This is a genomic window from Liquorilactobacillus mali KCTC 3596 = DSM 20444 (assembly GCF_000260415.1).
Taxonomy (GTDB): domain Bacteria; phylum Bacillota; class Bacilli; order Lactobacillales; family Lactobacillaceae; genus Liquorilactobacillus; species Liquorilactobacillus mali.
In genome coordinates this window covers 18,401-41,103 of sequence record NZ_BACP01000008.1, presented here as the reverse complement: position 1 = coordinate 41,103, position 22,703 = coordinate 18,401, and the positions used below count along the sequence as shown (strand labels likewise).

The following is a 22,703-nucleotide window of genomic DNA, read 5'->3' as shown; positions in this document are numbered from 1 at the left end:
AGTCCAGCCTTCTCCTTCAGGTACTCCATCATTACCGATTGTTGGTGTATCAACGGCTCCACTCTTATAATAGTAGGTTTTACTATTATCTACTGGATTTGTCACCGTCACAAAGGTTATTGGCGTTGCTTTATAGGCATCCGCAACTGTCTTGCCATTTTGGTCAACATAGTTGATTGTTTCGTTAACTGTTTTTGTTGTTGCTGCATAGGCTGGCGCATAAACTACTGTGTAGTTCAAGTCTGAGCTATCATTCGTGACCTGTTGTGCTGCGACTTTGCTTAAATCACTAGCTGGTGCATCATTACTGATCACCTTGTAACCAGCAACGGTTGGATTTGCTACTTCAGCAAAGCTGCCACTATCTGTCTGTGTCCAACCTTCGCCCTCTGGTATTCCATCATTACCAATTGTTGGTGTATCAACGGCTCCACTCTTGTAGTAGTAAGTTACACTGCCGTCTACTGGATTTGTTACTGTAACAAAAGTTACGGCTGACTTGGATGATTCCGCTACTGTTTTTCCATTTTGATCAACGTAGTTAATAGTTTCATTAACTGTTTTCGAAGTTGCTTGATAGTCAGGCGCATAGACGTAAACGACAGTCCCATTATTACCGTTTTCATTTAAGGTTCCATTTGCATTAATACTACTTAAGCCTGTGGTTGTATTTGTACCATCGGCCATCCCAATGAATTTATAATTTGCAATGTCTTTTTGTTCTGTTGTATATGTTCCAGTTACATATGGTCCATCCGGATAATCTACTTCCCCAGTGGCTAACACATTACCATTTTGATCAACATATGTCACATTAACTGTCGCTGCTTGCTGGAAATCAAAACTATCTATTTTGAACTGCTGTAAGTTCTTTGCTCCACCTGTTGATGCACTGACAACCATTGCCATTGCTTCATATGAAGAATCTACAGTAGTACTCCAAGTTAATATAGTTCCATCTGTCTGCGTATACTCAATAGTTAAAAGGCGTGTACTGCCATCATAGCTTACAACAAAGTTATGGAATTGCCCATCGATATCGGCCTTACTTAATGATTGAGCAGTCCCAGTTTGATCTTCTGCCCACCATCTTTGAACTTCAGTGCCATCTGCTGTTTTGATTTGTTGATCACTTGTAGTAACAAATGTCCCATAAGGAGCACTCATCGAATCACCATTCCAACCAAAACCATTAGAATCAGTGGAAGAAACCTGTGCACCATCTACGTCCTTATTAGGTGCTTGATAACCATTATTCCATGTATCTAATTTGAACCCAATTGCATTTTGCAGGCCACCAATTCCAAGGTTACCACCCGCATTACCAATATCATCAGTGTTTCCCGTGTGGAATGCAAAACCGATTCCATCTGCCCCATTAGGATCAGAACCGAGGTTCACACTTCCAGTCAAGGTAAAACTGGTATTCATATTTATTTCACTATTAAGAGAAAAATTCCCTACTTGATTATTTTCATCTGGTGTTAATGTCACAATACCCGTTGTTGCATCATATGTTGCTGAACCATTGAGTGTAAAATAATCAAGAAAATTATCCTTAGTAACTTCTACAAAGCTATCATTTTCGCTTGCAAGAACTGTGTTAGCCTTTAACTGATCAAGCAATGTTGTGTAAGAAACTTGGACACTATTGGAATCACTGCTTGTAGTTGCCGCAGCGTTACCAACCGTCGTTGTATCTGCTGTACTTTCAGTTGATGAACTCACAGCCGCACTACTATTTGAACTTGAATTTGTACTGCTTGAACTTGTACTGCTTGCAGTTGTTGCGTTATTACTATCCACCGTACTTTCGGTAGTTGAACTTTGTGAACTGCTTGTCGTGGAGCTACTATCACTTGTGTTTGTTGCGGAGTTACTTGCATCTTCAGAGGTAGTGGCAGCACTGCTTGTGCTTTCTGAAGTTTTTGCCGTGCTCGTTGATGAACTGTTTGTACTTTCCGATGTTTCTGTAGCACTTGTTTCCGCACTACTTGTATTTTCAGATGTTTCTGTAGCGCTTGTTGTGTCACTGCTTGAACTTTCGGAGGTCTCGGTTGACTTCGCTGTTTCACTACTACTTGATGCTCCACTCGTACTTGTTGATGCTTGGCTTGTACCTGCGACTGATGTATTATCGCTAGCTGTTGCATCCGTTGTAGAAGTACTATCGGCATTTACCTTCGTAACCGCAACACTACTCCCTAAACCAAAACTAACTACAATGATCCCTGCAAATAGCCAGCGTTTACCAGCCTTATACATCTTGTAGTGTATCTTTTTCGAATCCATTTTTAACCCCTCCTGATTTTTTTAAAAAAACTACTAAATTAGTTCGATTATAAATTGCAAATAAACATTATTTGTTTTTTATTTTTTATTTTTTTAAAAAAACGGAGAATAAAAAAGACTTTATAAAGCAATAATTTTAACATAATTCCATAAAATACCATTATGAAATTATTATTAATTTTTGACACAAAAAAAGAGCTGGCCAAAAGTGAAATTTTAACCTAGCTCTTCTATTTATTCCGGATAAACGTGTTCCATAAGTCAAAATTTTCCGTCTAACCTCGAATTACTCATAGTAAATTACTCGCTATGTTCGTAATTTCTTGTTAGTACTCAAATTTTACCGACTTATGTCACACTCCCTTTTTATTTACTTTCTATTCTTCACATATTCTTTAATACGTTTTGCGGCTTCCTGTAATTTTTCAAGACTTGACGCATAACTGATACGTACATAACCGTCCCCACCTGGTCCAAATGCCACACCGGGAATAATTGCAACATGAGCCTCGTTAGCTAAGCTGCGCACAAAGGTCCAAGAATCTTGCGAACAGTTAGCTGGGATCTTAGCGAAAATATAAAATGCACCATCTGGACTTGCTGCCTTGAAACCGACTTCTGCTAGTTCCTTAATCATGAAGTCACGCCGTTTTCCATACTCTTTTAACATCGTCTTACTATCATTCTTACCATTAGTCATCGCTTCAAGTGCTGCAAATTGTGAAATGGTCGTAGATGCTGTGACAAAGTTCTGGTGTGACTTCACAACCTGATCAACGAAATCTTGCGGTCCTAAGATATATCCTATTCGCCAACCAGTCATGGCGTGTGACTTTGACAGACCTGTGATCAAGATCGTTCTCTCTGGAATGGCACGCGCAATAGAAAAATGTTTCTTAGTATATGTCAATTCAGCATAGATTTCATCACTGATCACCCAAAGATCACGCTCGCGAATAACCTCTGCCAGTTCCTCTATCTGCTTGCGTGAATAAGTTACTCCAGTAGGATTGCTTGGATAATTCAAGACAACAGCTTTAACATGGGCCAGTGGATGTTCATCGATGACCTGTTCCAACTTCTTAGCCGTTAAGACAAAACCGTCATCACTTGTATCAACCAAAATGACGCTACCACCATTAACCTTTGTAATCGGTATGTAAATTGGAAAGATTGGGGTCGGAACAATTACAGTGTCTCCTGGATTTATAACCGTCTGCAGGCTAGCCGCAATTGCTTCCGTTGCACCTACCGTTGTGACAACCTGTTCTGCAGTGTAGTTCAAGTCAAATTTCTCGTTGTAATAAGATGCTACTGCTTCACGCAACGCCGGAATCCCCGCATTAGGAGAATAATGCGACTGATTATCTTCAATTGCCTTAATAGCGGCTTTCTTAATGTGTTCTGGTGTATTGAAATCAGGTTCACCAAGAGTCAGCTTAATGATTCCTGGAATATCACTTGTATCAGTATCAAATTGCCGAATATCTGAAATACCAATTTGTTCAATTTTCTCATTAAATTTACTATTTCCCATTAGAATGCTCCTTACAATCAATAAATCTTGAATTTAAAGAACATTATATCACATTCTAAAAATATTTTGCTTTATATATTTTAGTCGTCTACACTACTTTGCCAACTGCTTTTGAACTACACCTTGCAAACGTTGTGCAATCACTACGACTAATAGTACCTTGATAATTCCTGGAATAATAAATGGGATCGTTCCTGTCATCAGTGCCGCCTTCAGGCCAAGATGCAGATTTGGTATCATCCACAAGGAACCCATTATTAGACCTACAAACATTCCAATTATATTTGCAGTAAGCAGTGACAGATAGTTCTTGCCCCAATACTTCAAAATTGCACCAATCACTATGCACATTATTGGGAATGAATAGAGATACCCTGCAGTTGGTCCCGTAAAGACTGCTAGTCCGCCAGAAAACCCTGCAAAAACAGGTAACCCGACAGCACCCATTATTAGATAGATGCATAAAACAGTAAAACTGTCTATAACTGGCAGCAGACTTGCAACCAAACCAATTGCAAAAGTCTGCATTGTAAGTGGTACGATTGGCAATGGAATCGTAATCTGTGAACAAACAATCATTGTTGCTAATAAAATTCCTGATAATACTAAAAGATGGAGTCTTTGATTATTCATAAGTTAACCTCTTCTCACTTTGATAACAATCATTGTAAGTATTCAAAAGTTAACTGTCAACTATTAATTTTAATTAGTTAACAATAAAAGAAGATGGCGAGCATGCCAAACACACGTAATTCAAAATTTCTCAGCATATCGTTGGAACAAGACTGGGGCAAAAATTAAGGTTTGACCTGTCTTCTTTATTTATTCCGGATAAACGTGTTCCGTAAGTCAAAATTCTCCGTCTAACTTCGAATTATTCATAGCAAGGAACACGTTATGCTCGTAATTTCTCGTTACTACTCAAATTTTACCAACCTATGTCGCACCCTCATATTTATTCTAAACTAAGTACTATTTTTTTAATTTTATCACGAATATTTCGAAAAACATCGAGCCGCTCTTCATAGCTTCCAACTGCATTCCCTGGGTCTGCCAACGGATAATGAAGATGCTGCGTTTCAGCAGAAATGACAGGGCACTTGTCTTTTGCATCCCCACAAAGCGTAATAATTAAGTCAGAAGATTTAAAGTAGCCAAGATCAATTTTCTTTGAATATTGCTGCGAAATATCAATTCCATCTTCAAGCATCACCTTAACTGCATCAGGATTTAAACCATGGACTTCGACTCCAGCACTTCTAATTTCAAATTTATTTTGTGGCAAAAATGCCTTAGCGTATCCTTCTGCCATTTGACTGCGGCATGAATTTCCAGTGCATAAAAAGTATATTTTTTTCATCAAAAACACCTCAAGTAATTTTTATTATAAAGTTCTATGACGCTGACCTTCTCTTGCCCGCAAGGCCCATAAAATTGAAACCGTATCAATGATTTCTTGCATCATCGCTCCAACTAATGCTGGTAAAATACCAGTTGTTGCGATTAACATTAATAATACACAAATAAATATTCCAATCAAAACTGCTTGTTTAGCCACTTTCATTGTATTTTGGGAAATTTCGACTGCTTTCGCGACTCGTCTTAAATCATCCTTCAAAATAACAACATCTGCTGATTCGCTTGCGGCACTGGATCCATGTGCTCCCATAGCAATTCCCACATCCGCCATCGCCAGAGAAGGTGCATCATTGACTCCATCACCAACCATAATTGCTGGTCGCATTGCCTCAGTCAGGCTTTTAATAGCTGTAATTTTGTCTTGGGGCAACAAGTTGGCCTGCACATCAATAATACCCACTTTTTGAGCTACACTTTGAGCTGTTGTAATCTGATCGCCAGTTAGCATCATCAAATGCTTTACACCATATTGCTTCAATTGTCGCATTGTCAGCTCAGCTTCTGGCCGAATTTCATCTGTAAAAGTCACATAGCCGCAAAGCTTGTGATCAACCGAAAGATAAACAGCGGTTTGTTGGATATCCAATTTTGGATTAGCTGAGGTCACAAAGCTTAACTTTCCCACCTTAATCAATTTTTCGTTTTGCTTAGCCACAAGACCTTGACCAACGATCTCGGAAACATCAGTAAAACTTTGCAACTCAACATGGTTCTCTTGTCCATACTTAACTAATGAACGTGCCAAAATATGATTAGAGTTTTGTTCTAAGCTAACTGCTAGACTCAACAATTCGGTTGGTGTAAGTTCACTTAGAGATTTGATTTGAGCAACCGTTAAGTATCCCTTAGTAATTGTACCTGTTTTATCAAAAATTGCTGTTTGGGCTGTTGCCAATTTTTCAATTACATCTCCCGTTTTTACAACAATCCCATTTCTTGACGAACGACTCATTCCCGAAACCATCGCAACTGGAGCAGCCAAGATCAAAGGACAAGGGGAAGCAACCACTAAAACTTCAGCAAATCTAACTGGGTCCTTAGCCAAAAACCAAGCAACTCCAGCAATTAGGTAAGTTACCAAAGTAAAAGGAACTGCATAGCGGTCGGCTAAGCGCACAAAATGCGACGGAGAATTGCCAGCAATCTTGACTAACTTTACCAGTTGCTGATATTGGCTATCCTTAGCTAATTTATCAACCTGCATAACTAAAACCGTATCACCATTGATTGCTCCTGACAGCAATTTATCGTCTACCCGCTTACTTACAGGTCGTGATTCACCTGTTAAAGAGGACTCATCAACATTCCCTTGTCCTTGAATCACATGACCATCAACTGGGATTACCTCACCCGGCTTGACAACTAAATGGTCATCAATTAAAACAGCAGCAACTTTGACATCATCTTGTTGTTGCTTCACAATCCGGTGCGCAATCTGAGGTGAATTATCTACCAATGATTTTAATTCTGAACCTGCCTTTTTGGCAGCATACTCTTCTAATGAATCGCCACCAATCAGCATTATCAAAATAATCATCGCTGCCCAATATTCACCGACTGCTAATGTAGCAATAATAGCTGTAATTGCTAATAAGTCAACGCCATAATCGCCGGAGTGAAGCGCTTTAATCATTTCTTTTAACATCATCAGTGCAAAAACAATCCCTGTTAGAGTTATGATACTTTGTGCAAGAAGTTGCTGTCTTAAAACAAATTGAATAATTACCGTAACTATCCCGATTCCTAAAATTATTCCCAGTTTATTATACTGCTTCATAAAATCTGCCCCTATTTGTTAACATTTAAAATCATTATTTTCGTTTGTTTATTAGTCAACTAATTCATTCTAATTCTAGTTCATCAAGTCCAAGAAATAAAGCAATTCAAACTTTCCTATTGCTGTAAGTCGCCTTATAGACTAACGATGCAAATCTGACCGTCTGTGCATTCATCTTGACTGGATATGGTGCGAGTTGATAATTGACAGTCTGAACAATTTCGATGGGCTGCATCTGACTATCCTTGTTTACTAAAAATATTTGATAAGAACCCGCTGCGATTTTACCATGGTAACTTAACGATGAACTGCCTGCTTTTAATCCATGTTTTAGCAGATAATGGCGCTTCGTCCGGTAATTTATCAATTCTCCGGATAATTTTGAACCTTGCGGAACTGCCACTGAAAATAGCGTAGCTTCGTGTTTGATGACCATTTGTTGAGAAACAACCTTCCCAGGCTCTATCCAAGTCTCCTTCGCGTGATACTGCAAGGAAAGCTGGCTTCTTTGTGCAGCGATAATCTGCCCTGCAGATCCATGCCAATTAACAAGATTGCTCAAAACCACAATCAGGCAAACAACAAGCGGGCCTAGCTTAGTGCGCAGAGAACTACCCAATCTACCCTGTATTTCTTGGACCTTTTGGATCTTTGCTTCTTGTATGGGCAAAGTATTGATAACTAATAATAATGGTAAAAGAGCCTGCCCATAGCGACTTTCTGACTCCCACAACAGCATGTGAAAAAACACGTAGCCGACTGCTGTAATGATAGCCAGCTCACGAATAGAATCAAGTGCTGTCTGCCGTTTAAGCAATTCTAAACATTTGCTTAAAGTAATCAAATAGATCCAGATGAAGCCACTACGCATAATTGCCTGACTTAAAACGTGTACTTTTGACTGCCAATTGACATAAACTCGCGGTACTTGAATAAAGCCCCCAGTATAAGCACTCTGAATGTCATTAACACTTAACAAAATTCCAACGCGTGCAACCCACTGTCGTAATATTCCATTAATTCCTAAGCGGCTTAAACGCTCTGGCAAAGCCTTGGCAATATATGATTGTCGGGAAGCCTTAGATGGCAAGCTAATCATTTTCCCCACATCACTACCATCATATGTACCATGGCTGACAGGATTGTAGCTCATCCAGATCCAATGGGTCAACGGAAATTGATAACGGCTGTTGGATTTGAAACTTGCAGCGGCACTAACTGCCTGACTAGCTGGAAATGTTGCCGCAAAAGCAAATAAGATCACGGCGAGCGGGACAATCATTTTTCTCAAAATCTGTTTTTTATACATAAATAAATCAATAATTAAAATCAGAATTGCAACTGAAAGAATAATCAGATTAGCTTTAATTAACTGACCACAAACAATTATCAGAAATAAAAAAATTGCACTAACTAATTGAGCTTTTTTACTCTTAGGCCAGCGTGCTAACAAGTTAAAGGTCAATAACAGTATCAACAAAATTGGCAAATCAGAATAGAAAACTTGCAGGTAATACGTATAGGCGAACGGACCTAATAGGAAAAAAAGAGCTAATGCTAATACCTGTGTATGACTTTTAACAAAATTCAGACAGGTTCTTAAGCTTAAAATAATGAACCCATCCAAAAAAAGCAAGGATAGTATGTGTAATGCAGCATTAGTCGATATCTGAAATACATTAGTCAGCTTTAGCCACAATGACAAGAAATAAGCCAAGGGAACATTATTGGAGTAGCGCCAAAAATATGTTGAGTTATCCCAATCAGGATGATTGTGACTCAGTAATTCCGCCTCATGAAGCACACGAAACGGATCATGGTAAACGGTTGCTGGAAAAAAGATTAGAATCAGCAATTGTATGACTAAAATCAGACCCATTACCAGATAAATTATTAGCGAAACCCTGCTTTTTGAGAGTGAGTTCGCCCAGCAAGCAAATTTTGGTAAACAAAAGCCAATCCCTAGCGATAATGCGATGACAATTAATGTTTCGCTGAGATTCTGTGGATAAAATAAATTTGAAATAATTCCAATCATCAAGGATATTCCCAAAGAAATTATAAAAAATTGTTTAAAATACTTCATATGCGTTTCCTGCCTTAATTAATTGAGTAAAGTATGTCATTTCCTATGTTCGAAAAAATTTTTGCCTTTTATCAATTTTCTCTATTCATTTGAAAGCATCTTTTCCCAAAATCTAAAATAAAATAGCTTCATGACTTCCCACCAAGTAATGGCTAGCAGCAGACTACCGCAAACATCGCTAAAAAAATGTGCTCTTAAATATAATCGTGTAAATCCAACTAGAATCACCCAACCAATTGATAATAAAGAAATAACGAATTGCAGTTCTTGATCTTGCAGCCAAGGAACAATGAAATAAAGAACTGTTAAAACAACAATCGCTGTTGCAAAAGTATGGCCACTTGGAAAGCTAAAACCGCCATTCTTGATAACTTGGTTTGCTGGCCTAGAGCGGTGAACCAGTTCCTTTATCATTAAAGCAACTGCACAGCCACTGAACTGGGTAATCAGCAACCACCCCGCATTAATCAAGTTGCGTTCCTTCCGCCACAATAAAAAAGCAATTAGTATTGTCCAGCAGATATCAATAAATGGGCTACCTAGAATGGCAATTAAGCTGATATACTTCGTAGCGACGGGATTTACAGCAGGTGCTATCAGATTTTGAACTGCTGTATCAAGTGTCTGCAGCCAAATCGCCGAAGTTTTAATACTAATCGTCAGGGAAATAAACAATAATGCCGTTACTCCACCAACTATTGTTAAAAATTTATTTTTTCTCATCCAAATCACTTCTTTTCAAGTCCATACTGTGAGTAGTAGAATGCTGACTTTTCTTGAATTTAAATAAAACAATTGGAAATAGCGAAATTAAGATAATTACTATCATTAATAGCTCAAAATGATTTTTTACTAGTGGAATATTCCCGAAGAAGTAGCCACTTAGAAGAACAAAACTAACCCATACAATGCCACCGCACATATTAAAAAAAGCAAATTTATGATATGGCATTTTACCAATTCCAGCAGTAAACGGAATCAAGGTTCTGATTATGGGAGCGAAGCGACCTAGAAAAACTGCACTGGCACCATAATTTTTAAAGAAACTGTTTGCTTTTTTCAGATAAGCAGCATTAATCCATTTTGCCCATTTGGGTTGCGTAAAAGACCTTCCAAAATACTTTCCAACCTCAAAGTTCAAACTGTCACCTAAAATGGCCGCCACCGATAATAAAATTATCAACGCTTGGATGTTAAAAAATGAATTGGATAAAGCTGCCATTGACCCGCACAAAAATAATAAAGAATCACCGGGCAAGAATGGCATAATTACCAATCCTGTCTCGCAAAAAATTATTAAAAATAATACGACATATATTATCCAATTTCCTTGACCAGCAATGCCGACTATAAAGCTATTTAAATTTATCATTAACAACGAAACCCCTTTATTTGCTATTTAAAAACATTGCCTACTTGATCGAACTGCCTTATTTTAGATAACTTTGAATGGTATATCGTGGACGCTGCTTTACTTCGGTCATTATCTTCCCAATATATTCACCAATTATTCCCAGACTAATCATTTGCAGGCCACCCAAAATCCAGATGGAAACCATTAAAGAAGACCACCCATGAACCGTTAACCCCAGCCATTTAGTTATAATCGAATAAAAGAACATTACGGCTCCCAGGGAACTAGTGAAAATGCCTAGTGCCAAGATGAATCTCACAGGGATGATTGAAAATGACGTAATTCCGTTCCAAGCAAAAGCCAACATTTTCTTGAGTGGGTATTTTGATTTTCCTGCTAACCGCGGAGTCCTCTTGTAGTAGACTTTAGCTGTGCTAAAACCTAGCAATGGAATTATTCCACGGATAAACAAATTACGTTCTTTATATTGCAAAAAGGTTTTAACCGCCCGCTGCGACATCAATCTAAAATCTGCATGATTAGGAATCAACTTAATTCCAAGTAAATTTAATAATTTATAAAACAGACCTGCAGAATTACGCTTGAACCAAGTATCCGTGGTTCGATCATTTCTGACGCCATAGACAATTTCAGCTCCACCAGCAAAACAATTAATCATTTCATTAATTGTTTCTGGATCATCCTGTAAATCCGCATCAATGGTTACTACCAAATCAGCTGAAATGACGGTTGCTTGAAGCCCGGCAATTAATGCATTCTGGTGACCAAAGTTTCTGCTTAATTTAATTCCTTTAATACCTTTATTTTTTTCATGATAATGCTTGATAATTTTCCATGTTTGATCAACCGAGCCATCATCGACAACTAAAATATCAGACGAATGGTCAAGAATTTGAGCTTGAATTAGTTTGCTTTCAATCTTTAATAGCCTTTGCAATGTATTATTCAGTACTTCTTCTTCATTAAGTGCCGGTACAACAATTGTTAATTTCTTCATATTTAATTTCCTTCTTCAATGTACAAATTTAGAAGTTACGGATAAAATAAATTATCCGCATGATTTCCCACCAAACGAGCGCTACTAGCAAGCTTGCCAGCATTCCGGTAAAAGAACTTTTCCCCTCGTACAGCTGTGCGGTAATCACCACTCCCAGCCACAAAAAAGCTAGCAAGATTGTTAATAACTGAACTTCTTGATCGACAAGTGTTGGGAGAATAATTGTTAGGACAATCAGAATAATGATGACCGTTGCCAGAACATGTTCGTTAATTAATACCAGCGCAGGATATCCATTAAGATGCAGTTCTTGTGAAATCCAATTAATTAATAGTGCCAGCAGCATGCTGCTAAAATGGACAAATATTACCCAGACGGCATTTACTATTCGTTGAAAATACTGCCAGATAGCAAATGCAATGATAATTATTAACACAGAAGTGCTTGCAAAGTTGCTGAAAAATGAAACGATGGGATAAAACTGATTTTGCCCACTTGATCTCATAGTCAGCATAAATTGTTGCAAACTAGTGTCTAAAGACTTGAAATATGTTGCTTTTGAATAAACAAGCAGAAGTAAAATAATGTATAAAATTAAAGAGATAATCCCAGTTATTAACCAACCAAAATTTTTTTTTATTAAAAACAGCGCTTATCTCTCCTTTCTTAACTCCCCTCATTTGGACATTTTCAAGTTTAGCAACTTTTATTTATCGCTAAAAGTAACGCTTACTGAGAAGATTATGAGACTTTTTTAGAAACTAAAAAGCCCTTAGCTGAACGACTAGCAGGCTAAGGGCCAAAATTAAATTATTTCAGAAACTAATTTTAAATTCTAAAGAAAAAACAGTGCCTTGTGTTTGATTATTCGCAACTCTTAAAGTGGCGTGATTTAAAAGAGTTAGTTGTTGGGCAATTGCCAACCCCAACCCGGTTCCAGTGATTGATCCCCGAATATCATCTGCACGATAGAATCTTTCAAAAATATGCTTTTTATCTTGTTCTGTAATTCCTCTTCCATGATCAGCAACCTTGATAATTAATTTATTGTCATTTTTTTCAAGTGTTACTTCAATCACTGAGTTTTTAGGTGAATACTTGCTAGCATTATTCAAAAGAATGATTAGAATCTGCTCGATACTTTTTTGATGCCCTTTTACAATCATCTTAGTTGGAATATGAGTAATTATTTGCTGCGGAAAAAGCAAGTTTAACTCCTTGATAAGCTTTTGCAGGGATTGGCTAATATCATATTTCTGAAGAATCAAAGTCATTTTATCCGTCCGTGAGAGCGTCAGCAATTCCTCAATTAGTTTTGTCATTTGTGCAGCTTCCTGGTATACGTAATCTAAAGAATCGTAGACGATCTCTGGGTGGTCGTGGCCGTGTCTTTGAATTAATTGAACATGGCTTTGGATAGTAGCAATCGGTGTTCGTAGCTCATGGGCAGCATTCGAAACAAAAATTTTTTCTTTTTCCGTTTTATCATATAAGCTTGTCAGCAACCGGTTAAAACTAGTAGCTAACTGCTTAACTTCCGTTGGTGCTTCCGGGATTGGCAACTTATCAGCTGTTTGAATCTTCTTGACAGAAATCGCTTCAGCACTTTTAGTTAACTGGCTCAATGGACCTGTTAATCGCTGGGCAATCAGTCTAATGTACAGCGGTAGTGTTAATAGCGTTAAAACTAATACAATTGCAGTAATGATAATAACTCTTTCCAAAATTTCTACCTGTGAATCTAATTTTATCCACAAACTATATTTAATTCCCTTGGCATGCCCTGTATTATAAAGCAGAAAACCAATTTTTGGACGATAATAGAGTCCATGAATTAAAAAAAGATTTTGGGGCTTAATCTTCAACAAGCTCTTGGCATCAGGAGAATAATAATTTCTTGTTTTGGCATGACGTCGTATATTTCTAACATGCACATAACTTGTACTGGTATTCAAAGTACTGTTGAACCGCCATTGTTTCCAGTCATGATCACTATCAATCACAGTTCTTTCTAGACTCTTAATAATATTATCTGAAGTTGCTCGGCTAGTTTCAAGCAATTGATGTCCGACTGCAAACACTGTAATAATACTAAAACTGACAATTATTGCCGTTATCAGCAATAGAAAACTGCGCAGCATAATTGAATCGCTTTTTTGCTCTTTTTTAATCTTTGCTTTCATCTAGGGTCACTTCCCATTAATTATCTGTTAGTGAATAGCCAACACCTCTAACGGTATGAATTAGTTTTTTTGAATTTGGAAATTCATCAATTTTATTCCGTAAATAACGAATATAAACATCCACAATATTAGGCTCTCCCTCAAAATCACTACCCCAAACCAAGTCCAACAATTCATTACGTGTAAAGACTTTACCAACATCCTTGAACATTTCCATTAATAATTGATACTCTCGTTGTGTTAGCTGAATACTGTGATTGTCTCTTGTAATGCGGCGTTTCCCAGTATCAAGTATTAGATCATCAAGCTGATAAACTTGATGTTTGTCAATTATTTGCCTTGGCCGCCGCAAAACAGCTGTTATCCTAGCAAGCAATTCTTCAATATCGAATGGCTTAGTAATATAATCATCTGCTCCGCCTGTTAGCCCGGCTACTTTATCTCCAGTATAATCACGAGCTGTTAGCATGATAATTGGGATATCATAAGCGCGTCTAATTCGTCTAAGCACACCTAGCCCATCTAACTTGGGCAACATCCAATCTAAGATTATTAAATCGATTGATTTTTGTTTCTTATCAAAAACAGTTAAAGCCGTTAGGCCATCAGAAGCAGTCAAAACTTGATAATTTTCAAATTCTAATTCTTTTTTTAAAGAAGCAACCAGTCCGAGTTCATCTTCTACTAATAAAATTGTTTTACTCACTATATTTCCCCCAAAGCAAATTCTGATATTAACAGAATCTGCATCAATCATATTTTTGATAAAAATATTTTCTATCTTTCTACCTAATTCTATTATATCAGCTGTTGCTCATTCTTTTCTGAGAATTTCTCAGATTATCTTCATGAATTATAGATAGTTTTATATCATAATTTGGCATATTACCTAAAGAAAGAATTGATCAACTTCTTAGAAGTAGAGGTGTAAATATGTATCATAAAATAATAGCTATTTCCCTATCATTGGCAATTGCAATATCTATTATATTAGACAGCTATTTTGTCTTATATAAACCCCTAAGCAACAGTGTAACAAGTCGGAGTGCAACAGCCGACGGTAACTCAAGCTCGACTAGCTCGACTGCATCAAGCAGTACCAGCAACCAACAGAACTATAAAGATGGTGAATATGTTGGGAAAAGCATCACAACCGCCTGGGGAAATGTTCAATTGAAAATTAAAATTACAGACAATCGACTTACTCAAATTACCGTTCTTAAATATCCGAATACACATTCACATTCAGTTGAAATTAATCAGCGAGTCTTGCCAATTTACCGACAAGAAGCAGTTAAAAGTCAATCAGCAAATATTCAACAAGTTTCAGGAGCAACCGAAACCTGGAAGGGCTTTACTGGCTCTTTGCAAAGTGCCTTAGTTGAAGCTCGACAAGCTTAATCACTACAATTAATAGGAGGTAATTAACTTGAGATCAAAAAAGATTATCAATTTTACGATCGTGTAATTAATATGATGAATATTCCATTCACTTTAACATTGGTTTGTGAAGAACGGATATCAGCTGCAAACCACTGGATTGATTACCTAATGGCGCAGGTGCAGCAAGAATTGCAAGTCATTGATCACATTTTTTCTCCTTTTAAGCAGGATTCATTATTAAAAAAATATCAAGCGGGTGATTTACAGATTATGCAAAATGCAAGCTTTCATACCGTCTTTGATCTAGCCAAAAGGGCGGCTAAAACTACTACCGGTTTCTTTGATCCTTACTATGCATCTGAATTTAATCCGACAGGTTTGGTTAAAGGCTGGGCAATTGAGAAAATTTTTAATAATCTGTTGTCCCCTTTTCTTACAAGTCATCCTCAAGTGACTGGAATTTCACTGAATGGTGGCGGAGATTTGCAATTTGCTACTCAACCAGAATCTTCTTTTGACTGGGAAATTGGAATCGAAAATCCTAAACAACTCCATAGTTTGAGTGCCGTTTACAAATTAAAAAATGGGGCTGCTGCTACTTCTGGTTTTAGCAAGCGTGGCCAACATATTTCTAATTTGACAGATCATTCTCTCCTTCAAGCTACTATAATTTCTGAGGGTCTGACCTGGGCAGATATCTGGGCAACAACTGCCTTAGCTGCTGGCCAGCAAAAATTCATTAATCTATTAACTGAACATCAGTTAACCGGATTAATGATTACATCAAAGACTATTATTCCATTTTCAGAAGGGCGGCTTGCAGATGCTGAGAAAAATACAATATAAATTAGTTCTTTTTTGGTTAAGTTTCTTTTTTGTTGTACCTTTACCCTTTATACAAACCATTTCTGCAGGACTGCAAGGAATGGCGGCTAATGAAATGCTCGCTATTTACAGTGGAGTCATTGCATATGCATGGATGCTTGCGGCCGTTTATTTGAGCACGAAACCGCGCTGGCTGGATCGCCTAGTAGGTCTACCCAGTATATATCAACTTCACGGAATAATTGCAATTGCGGCCTTAGGATTGGCCTGGCTTCATAAGCTTGGAACCCATTCAGCTGGATTAATCAAACAAACAGGCGATCTGGCCCTAATTATCTTAACCGGATTAATTGGTTATTCACTGCTGTTTTTGGCTGGCTGGCTAATCAGTCGCTTTTCTTTGCTATCGAAATTCAAAAAAATTCTTGAAAAGGTTTTTAAACACGAAGTTACCATGCTGCTTCATAAATTACTTTTGGCAGCCGTCATATTAGTTTTTATTCACGTCCAATTAATTGACTATATCAGATCCATTACATCCTTCATGATCTGGTTTGACGGCTTAAGTTTATTAACAGCTCTTAGTTATTTGAAAACAAAAATTAACTGGCACGGCCGCAAGGGACAAGCGGAACTTAAATTAATTCAAAATCACAGTTTATCTGCGCGTGTACGTGAACTGACTTTTGGGGGGCGTCAAAGTCAGCAGCTTAACTTACAGGCAGGAGATTTTGTTTTCCTATCTTTTCCACATATATCAAAATTACGCGAACCACATCCTTTTTCTCTGGTCAGTCTCCCTGACAAAAATGGAAAATTCAAACTGACAATTAGAGCCGACGGAGATTTTACCGATAGACTGAAGACTCTCAAAGCTGGGGTAACCGCCAAAGTCACTGGTGGCTTTGGCCGATACCAAGCATTTATTGCAGAACATGATTGTACTTCAAACTTGGTCATAATAACGGGTGGAATTGGAGTAACACCTTTATTCTCGCTAATTCCCAATAATTTATCTCATAAAATTTATTTGTTTTACTCAGCTCATCACCAAACTGATTTGTTGTACCAACACCAGTTAAACCAGTGGAATCAACATACTAACTTCACTGGTTTCTGGCAACAGGGACGTTTTTCCGATGACTTTGTTTTAAACCATTTGCCGAATGATTGGCAGAATCACACATTGTTTTTACTCAGTGGTCCTATTCCACTAATTCATCACTGGGAGAAATTGCTAGGAAAAACTAAAGTTAGTAGTAAAAATATTTTTAAAGAAGAATTCAATTGGTAATATTCAAATAGCCTATGTTGTAAGAAGCTGCCTTATGTCCAACTTAAAGCAAATAACTTATTTTTAATTATAATTGAAGGTAGGATATAAATCGGTAAAATTTGAGTATTAACAAGAAATTACAAACATAGCATGTTATACGGAACACATCTATCTGGAATCAATGAAAGAACTGGGTCAAAATTCAACTTTTGATCTAGTCTTTTTTTATGCTTCTGGAAATAAACATCCGTATTTTTTCATAAAAATAGACAAAATAAACGAGACTGAGTCAAAATATCACTTGCGCTCCAGTCCCATTTAGAATATCTATGCAATTCAAATCACAAAATCTTTTCATCTTCAGCTACTTTAACAGACTCCACTAGTTGAACCAAGTCTCTTAAAAAAGGTATTTCTGCTTGAATTATTTGTGCAGTCTCCTTTTGGTGCTGCGCATATTCCTCCTCAACTTTTTTTATTGCCTCAGCCGTAATTTTCGCAGTATCATCCCAGTATCTTATAATCTCCATGCTGTATTTTTGTTCGACACCTAACTTTTCAAATTGTTTGACCAACTGCTTGGCATACTTTCTCATCCAACCATCGCCAAAAATATTGAAAACCACAAGACCAGAGAATATAATTAACGCCAGTCCCAATGTTAGTGGCCCCCCAATGGCAGAGATTGCCGTCGCTGTTCCAGACACAGTTCCGCCATATAACCCAACTGAGCTCAAAAAACCAGCTGTCTGCATAAAGAGAAGATACCCTCCAAGATTACCCAAGCTGCCAAATAATATGGAGAATGCCCCATAAATTCCTAGACTGGTTGCCACATCCGTAGAAGATTTGATGAAGAAGTTAGTAAAGTCAAAGTTCTCAGAATTAAAAAAATCATTGAACTTTTTTATTGAGCCATCCATTTTACTGGAAAAATCATCCGAGTTTTCCTTTAATATTGCTTGAAGTTTTTCATCTACCATATTTTGTAGTAATAACAAAATCTTTTTCTTATCTTCTTGATTATTCTTGAATTCTTTCTTCTTGATTAGTCCTTCAATAGAATTTATAGTGAATATCTTCGCGTAGGCATTGTGAAAATCTCTAATAGAAACTTCCTTTTTCGTATTAGATAATCGTAGTAACTCTTCTTCTATTTGTTGAAATTTGTACTTTTTAAGGCTTTCCTTCGTTGCTGGAAAATTAATGCGTGCTGTCAGGTGTTCTTCAATTTTCTTCCCTGTCTTAATCATTTCTTCTATCGCCTTTTTTTGTACCAATCTGCTTTGCCTTATTTTGACACTCAAAATATTCTCCATCATTGCAATGAATGCTTGCTTGAACGGTTGTGAGAGCCGTGGATCCTTAATATCAGATGCGTAAAAGCGTTTACGAAATGTTTCTTGATTATATGTCGGTCCAAATTTAGCAAAATATGTACTCGTTTGAACATTTAAAAACCTTGCAACCGCGCGATTAAAGATCTCACTTATATCACTGTTTCCAACAGAATCTGCATGACTTCCCACGAATAATAAATTATTAAATGGCACGCGTCCATCTTGGTCAAATTCTCTGGAGGAAGAATCAATAATTTGTTTAATGAATATCATGTCTTCTTCCCGTAAAAAACTGGACATTTGTGATAGATAGATCGTAACATCTGCATACTGATAGGCCTTGAGTGCTGTCTGGTTGTCTTTTTCATTTGCGCTAATTCCAGGAGTATCAATGAACGCAAGTCCGGTTAATATTGGTGCATCTATAAAAGTAAAAATATAAGTAAGTCCCTGATTATTTTCTTCATTTATTTCTTCATTGTATTTATTGAGACCATATTCTCGAATTAGATTTGTTCTTCCGATTGCAATAACGTGTTCGCCAGTTTCAATAATGTTCTCCAAATTTGAGATGTCTACCAATTGTTCATGGTTAGTCCTAACCACAACTGTATTATTTTCATCGCCAATATTTTCTGGTTTGTCTAATTCATGATATACATAATTGATTGCGGCGGTCATTGGTTGAAACGCCATCGGTAATAAATCTGTTCCCAATATGACATTTATCAGTGAACTTTTCCCCGCATCAGATGCACCTATAAAAGCTACTAGCGGTTTTCGAAGTCTATTACTGCATAACGGGCCAATCTTTTTTAATTCTTCAAAATATCCTTTTACCTCCGCTACATTGATTTCAAACCCTTCTTCTAGTTCTTTTTGTTCAATCTCAAGCAGTGCTTCTTCAAAAGATTGTTCATTTTCGAGAACTTTTTTTAACACTTTTTCTCTTTTCTCAGTGATTTTATTATCTAGTTTCCAAGGCAGGGGCACATGCTCCTTAAAATTAAATAGTTGTTCCAATGTATAATCAGTTTTTTCAGCTATCTCCTTATATATTCTCATTGTAAGATTATCAGGATCTCCCTCCCACATCTCAAGTGTTATCACATCGATTTCCATCAGGTCGGCAAAATCCTGTTTATTCATTTTTAAGATTTTTTCTCTAAAGTAGTTTAAATCAAATTCCCCATTCATAACTTAATCCCCCAAGTATTAATATGAATCAAAAAACTACATTACTGCGATTCTGTTATAAGATACATCGGCTTAGCAGTACTAGAATTAAAGTAGTGAGCAAGAACGATTCATCCGATTCTAAATAATACATACGTTCAAAAATCATATTTAAAAACCTTTTGGGTTATAAAAGACCAAATGGAGCAGCAAAGCTACACATGAATGGCTAAAATATGAATCACTATCTCAAAAAATGATAGATTATCTTAATCAATTAGGGATTTACACTTTTTTATCTATTAAGGAGAAAAATATGGAAATTAAACAAAATAATAATTGGCCAGAACTGCCTAACTCATTAAAAAATCTTGCCATTTTTCCAAGTGATCCTACCTATAAGCAAGTCCGTTCCAATTACTTTCGTGTCGGAACTCCTTTGCTTATTATTATGGCAAAAACAGAAACAAATATAGTGGACACAATAAAATATGTTAGCGAGGTTAGAAGACAGAAAAATTGGAAAATTACATTTTCTGTGAGAAGTGGTGGACATGGTATCACAATGACCTCGGTCAATGACGGTGGAATTATACTAGACATTAGCAGCCTGAACAAAGTTGAAATAATTGATGCTAATAAGGGAATTGCAAAAATACAAGCTGGTGCTGTTTGGGGAGATGTGGCACAAAAATTGTCTCCGTACAACCTAGTTATTTCCAGTGGGGATTTCGGAGATACTGGTGTTGGCGGACTAACAGTTTATGGCGGAATTGGATTACTTGTGCGTCGCTTTGGTCTAACAATTGATCACTTAATTGGTGCTAGGATAGTAACCGCAATTGGAAAAATCATCGTGGCTGATAAGACCCATTATCCTGAACTATTCTGGGCAATTCGTGGCGGTGGTTCACAAATAGGGATCGTGACCGAATTCTTATTTAAAGCAGACAAGTTAATCGATAAAACAAAGAGCATTAAGACTCCAATTTGTTTACAAACCGTCACTTACTCAGTAAACAATCTCAGCGACTTCATTCATGATTGGCAAGAATGGATCAGTAGTGCTCCTAAAAACTTAACTAGTCTACTAATGATTACCAATTCAAATCACCACGTGGGTAACTTCAGTGTACAGGCCACCAACATATGGGCAGGGATCAAGGATGAAAATGAACATATTTGGTTTAATCAAGCTTCTAAACTTGCTGGGGTGGTCAAACATCAGGAAAAGGTTATGAATTATGCAGATATGGTAGTAGCACCACATACTCCACACACTGGTCAACAAGCTGTGTATGTGAAAAACACGTTAGTACGAGCATTTACTCCTCAGATTGCTAAGGAAATAACCAATATTTTAAATAATTTTAATTCATTGGGAATAGAATTACGCTACATTGGAGGAGCTTTAAATACTATAAATGCCATGACAACCGCATGGACTTGCCGAAATGCTGTGGGCTTTATTGCACTTTGGTCTGCTAAGGATGACGCTGCACAAGCAAACAAAAATTTTGAACCACTATTAAAATTAGGCACCGGTGTGTATGGTGCTTACTCAAGTGATCTTAGCAGTGAAGAAAATGCTCGTGTTTGGCCCGAATATATAGCCTCTAAGCTTAAGGCTATAGCAGACAAAGAAGACCCCGATAAATTATTTAATCAGGGTCGAAATATTTAATATGCTTTTAGAATAGTTCAACAATTAACAACAGCTTTGGTTTAGATAATTAATTACTTCTCAAGAACGAGTGGTGATTAATTATCTACTTTTTTACACTAATTGAAGTTTCGGTTATTATTGCCGCGATAAGTATCATTCTAATTTTAAATTCTTAGTCCATATCAAGTTCTCTAACCAACAGATAATTTGTCCAAAACCATTGATCACACACTTGATCTGAGAAAGGGCCTACACTACCTGCATTGACTATTTCATAATATCTTTATCGAAGACTTCAATATTATCTAATCCACCATACCAGTCATACCAAGGAGTGGCACCCTCATTCAGAATATCATTCAATTCAGTAATATTTTGCTTACCTTGTGTGTTGAGCCATTCAATCAATCCATCTCTACCCTTTTGTGCATAAACTTGAACTCCTTGGAGCCAAGTTGCACGTCCGCCTAAGATACCGTTATATTTTGTATGTGATTCTCCAGCAAAAGTCAGTTCATTACGAAAAGTCTCAGCACTGACACCCGCAGACAAGTAGATGAAAGGTCGATCAACTGCCTTGTTGGCTGAAGCAAAATATTTGGCCGCTTCTTCTTTAGTATAGAGTGGGGCAACACCGTCTGCAGTGTAACCTTCTACATAATCAAAGTTGACTGGCACTTCGGTCTTAATGACGTCGATATGATACTTTTCCTTAGAAAATTCTCGCATTGAATCAATGACCAGTTGCGGCTTTTCTTTAGCAAAAGCAACACTTTTTGTATCTGGAATTGCATCATCATATGTCACAATTTCCACAAAAAGTGGAATATCAGCCGCTAGGCCCTCAGCACCCAAACGTTCCAAAAAGGCATGCTTAACATCATTTATTTCTGCTTTATCATTAGGATTATAGTAGACCAGAACTTTAGCAGCATCTGCTCCTTTATTTAATAAACGGTGTAGACTTTCATTTGGTAATAACTCAGGAAAACGTCCGACAGTTTTAACATCGTAGCCCGTTTTTTCATAGGATAAGATCAAGCCAGTTTGTTTTGCTTTAGACTTAATTCCCTTAAATCCTAGTTCTTCGTCCAGTAAAATACCCGAAACATGATTGGTTAAAACTTGCGAAACAAGTTCCTTAAACTCATATACCATTTCGATATTATATTTCTTCCCAGCTTGTTGAGCAGCAGCTTCCATCATCTTCTTCATTGAACCGCGTTGATCGATCGCGAGTGCAGCGATAATTCCGTGATCATTAGACAATTTTTGTAACTTATTGAACTTGCCGCGTGAAATTCTTTTCTTTACCATTAATGATTCCTCCCTTTCAATTAAACAGTAATAATTACACTTTGAATGGTACGC

General features: G+C 37.1%; 18 protein-coding genes. 4 read left to right on the top strand and 14 right to left on the bottom strand.

The genetic code is table 11. The annotated features are described in order from the left end of the window. The 12 genes from GSM_RS14515 to GSM_RS01675 form a co-directional block, all read right to left on the bottom strand. Window positions 1-2,292, bottom strand: a 2,292-nt coding sequence (locus GSM_RS14515; RefSeq protein WP_010077698.1) for a lectin-like domain-containing protein, incomplete at its 3' end; no start/stop codon positions are given. Between the two features lie 370 nt (window positions 2,293-2,662). Further along, window positions 2,663-3,829 (bottom strand): pyridoxal phosphate-dependent aminotransferase, encoded by a 1,167-nt coding sequence (locus tag GSM_RS01725; RefSeq protein WP_003687451.1) that lies wholly within the window; start codon window positions 3,827-3,829, stop codon window positions 2,663-2,665. A gap of 93 nt (window positions 3,830-3,922) precedes the next feature. Beyond that, on the bottom strand, window positions 3,923-4,462 hold the full coding sequence (locus GSM_RS01720; RefSeq protein ID WP_003687450.1) for a biotin transporter BioY: 540 nt from the start codon (window positions 4,460-4,462) through the stop codon (window positions 3,923-3,925). 322 nt (window positions 4,463-4,784) lie between these two features. Continuing rightward, window positions 4,785-5,189 carry an arsenate reductase (thioredoxin) gene (gene arsC / locus GSM_RS01715; protein WP_003687448.1) on the bottom strand — a complete coding sequence of 135 codons (405 nt, stop codon included), beginning with the start codon at window positions 5,187-5,189 and terminating at the stop codon, window positions 4,785-4,787. A gap of 24 nt (window positions 5,190-5,213) precedes the next feature. Beyond that, window positions 5,214-7,025, bottom strand: coding sequence for a heavy metal translocating P-type ATPase (locus tag GSM_RS01710; RefSeq protein ID WP_003687446.1), 1,812 nt, complete (start codon window positions 7,023-7,025; stop codon window positions 5,214-5,216). A 106-nt stretch (window positions 7,026-7,131) separates the two neighbouring features. Further along, on the bottom strand, window positions 7,132-9,111 hold the full coding sequence (locus GSM_RS01705; RefSeq protein ID WP_003687444.1) for a glycosyltransferase-like membrane protein: 1,980 nt from the start codon (window positions 9,109-9,111) through the stop codon (window positions 7,132-7,134). 81 nt (window positions 9,112-9,192) lie between these two features. Then, a complete protein-coding gene (locus GSM_RS01700) occupies window positions 9,193-9,834 on the bottom strand; it encodes a phosphatase PAP2 family protein (protein ID WP_010077697.1) in 642 nt (213 codons plus the stop codon). After that, a complete protein-coding gene (locus tag GSM_RS01695; protein ID WP_003687430.1) occupies window positions 9,821-10,483 on the bottom strand; it encodes a VTT domain-containing protein in 663 nt (220 codons plus the stop codon). Before GSM_RS01695 ends, GSM_RS01700 begins: the two co-directional genes overlap by 14 nt. Window positions 10,484-10,541: 58 nt before the next feature. After that, on the bottom strand, window positions 10,542-11,483 hold the full coding sequence (locus GSM_RS01690) for a glycosyltransferase family 2 protein (protein ID WP_003687427.1): 942 nt from the start codon (window positions 11,481-11,483) through the stop codon (window positions 10,542-10,544). 28 nt (window positions 11,484-11,511) lie between these two features. After that, window positions 11,512-11,997: a hypothetical protein gene (locus tag GSM_RS01685; protein WP_003687426.1), complete on the bottom strand. Its 486-nt coding sequence runs from the start codon at window positions 11,995-11,997 to the stop codon at window positions 11,512-11,514. A 301-nt stretch (window positions 11,998-12,298) separates the two neighbouring features. Further along, a complete protein-coding gene (locus tag GSM_RS01680; RefSeq protein ID WP_003687425.1) occupies window positions 12,299-13,666 on the bottom strand; it encodes a sensor histidine kinase in 1,368 nt (455 codons plus the stop codon). A gap of 16 nt (window positions 13,667-13,682) precedes the next feature. Beyond that, window positions 13,683-14,372 (bottom strand): response regulator transcription factor, encoded by a 690-nt coding sequence (locus GSM_RS01675; RefSeq protein WP_003687422.1) that lies wholly within the window; start codon window positions 14,370-14,372, stop codon window positions 13,683-13,685. 227 nt (window positions 14,373-14,599) lie between these two features. Here GSM_RS01675 and GSM_RS01670 point away from each other — a divergent pair, with 227 nt between their 5' ends. The 3 genes from GSM_RS01670 to GSM_RS01660 all read left to right on the top strand — a co-directional run bounded on the left by GSM_RS01670 (window position 14,600) and on the right by GSM_RS01660 (window position 17,168). Further along, on the top strand, window positions 14,600-15,067 hold the full coding sequence (locus tag GSM_RS01670) for an FMN-binding protein (RefSeq protein ID WP_003687420.1): 468 nt from the start codon (window positions 14,600-14,602) through the stop codon (window positions 15,065-15,067). A gap of 72 nt (window positions 15,068-15,139) precedes the next feature. Further along, entirely contained in the window at window positions 15,140-15,895 is a 756-nt protein-coding gene (locus tag GSM_RS01665) for an FAD:protein FMN transferase (RefSeq protein WP_152134738.1), read from the top strand. Beyond that, window positions 15,873-17,168 carry an FAD-binding oxidoreductase gene (locus GSM_RS01660; protein ID WP_003687417.1) on the top strand — a complete coding sequence of 432 codons (1,296 nt, stop codon included), beginning with the start codon at window positions 15,873-15,875 and terminating at the stop codon, window positions 17,166-17,168. The genes GSM_RS01665 and GSM_RS01660 overlap by 23 nt, the downstream gene beginning before the upstream one ends. A 323-nt stretch (window positions 17,169-17,491) precedes the next feature. On the opposite strand, the gene GSM_RS01655 is transcribed toward GSM_RS01660, so the two are convergent. Continuing rightward, on the bottom strand, window positions 17,492-19,687 hold the full coding sequence (locus GSM_RS01655) for a dynamin family protein (RefSeq protein WP_003687415.1): 2,196 nt from the start codon (window positions 19,685-19,687) through the stop codon (window positions 17,492-17,494). Between the two features lie 295 nt (window positions 19,688-19,982). Here GSM_RS01655 and GSM_RS01650 point away from each other — a divergent pair, with 295 nt between their 5' ends. Next, entirely contained in the window at window positions 19,983-21,350 is a 1,368-nt protein-coding gene (locus GSM_RS01650; RefSeq protein WP_003687413.1) for an FAD-binding oxidoreductase, read from the top strand. Between the two features lie 249 nt (window positions 21,351-21,599). Here the strand turns inward: GSM_RS01650 and GSM_RS01645 are convergent, their stop codons facing one another. Further along, window positions 21,600-22,649: a tagatose 1,6-diphosphate aldolase gene (locus tag GSM_RS01645; RefSeq protein WP_003687412.1), complete on the bottom strand. Its 1,050-nt coding sequence runs from the start codon at window positions 22,647-22,649 to the stop codon at window positions 21,600-21,602. Window positions 22,650-22,703: the final 54 nt, after the last annotated feature.

Coding starts and splice junctions, on each gene's coding strand:
- GSM_RS01680 (WP_003687425.1), bottom strand. CDS start 13,666: ATGAAAGCAAAGATTAAAAAAGAGCAAAAAAGCGATTCAATTATGCTG.
- GSM_RS01695 (WP_003687430.1), bottom strand. CDS start 10,483: ATGATAAATTTAAATAGCTTTATAGTCGGCATTGCTGGTCAAGGAAAT.
- GSM_RS01655 (WP_003687415.1), bottom strand. CDS start 19,687: ATGAATGGGGAATTTGATTTAAACTACTTTAGAGAAAAAATCTTAAAA.
- GSM_RS01660 (WP_003687417.1), top strand. CDS start 15,873: ATGCTGAGAAAAATACAATATAAATTAGTTCTTTTTTGGTTAAGTTTC.
- GSM_RS01690 (WP_003687427.1), bottom strand. CDS start 11,483: ATGAAGAAATTAACAATTGTTGTACCGGCACTTAATGAAGAAGAAGTA.
- GSM_RS01650 (WP_003687413.1), top strand. CDS start 19,983: ATGGAAATTAAACAAAATAATAATTGGCCAGAACTGCCTAACTCATTA.
- GSM_RS01685 (WP_003687426.1), bottom strand. CDS start 11,997: ATGCTGACTATGAGATCAAGTGGGCAAAATCAGTTTTATCCCATCGTT.
- GSM_RS01725 (WP_003687451.1), bottom strand. CDS start 3,829: ATGGGAAATAGTAAATTTAATGAGAAAATTGAACAAATTGGTATTTCA.
- GSM_RS01670 (WP_003687420.1), top strand. CDS start 14,600: ATGTATCATAAAATAATAGCTATTTCCCTATCATTGGCAATTGCAATA.
- GSM_RS01705 (WP_003687444.1), bottom strand. CDS start 9,111: ATGAAGTATTTTAAACAATTTTTTATAATTTCTTTGGGAATATCCTTG.
- GSM_RS01700 (WP_010077697.1), bottom strand. CDS start 9,834: ATGAGAAAAAATAAATTTTTAACAATAGTTGGTGGAGTAACGGCATTA.
- GSM_RS01665 (WP_152134738.1), top strand. CDS start 15,140: ATGATGAATATTCCATTCACTTTAACATTGGTTTGTGAAGAACGGATA.
- GSM_RS01645 (WP_003687412.1), bottom strand. CDS start 22,649: ATGGTAAAGAAAAGAATTTCACGCGGCAAGTTCAATAAGTTACAAAAA.
- arsC (WP_003687448.1), bottom strand. CDS start 5,189: ATGAAAAAAATATACTTTTTATGCACTGGAAATTCATGCCGCAGTCAA.
- GSM_RS01720 (WP_003687450.1), bottom strand. CDS start 4,462: ATGAATAATCAAAGACTCCATCTTTTAGTATTATCAGGAATTTTATTA.
- GSM_RS01710 (WP_003687446.1), bottom strand. CDS start 7,025: ATGAAGCAGTATAATAAACTGGGAATAATTTTAGGAATCGGGATAGTT.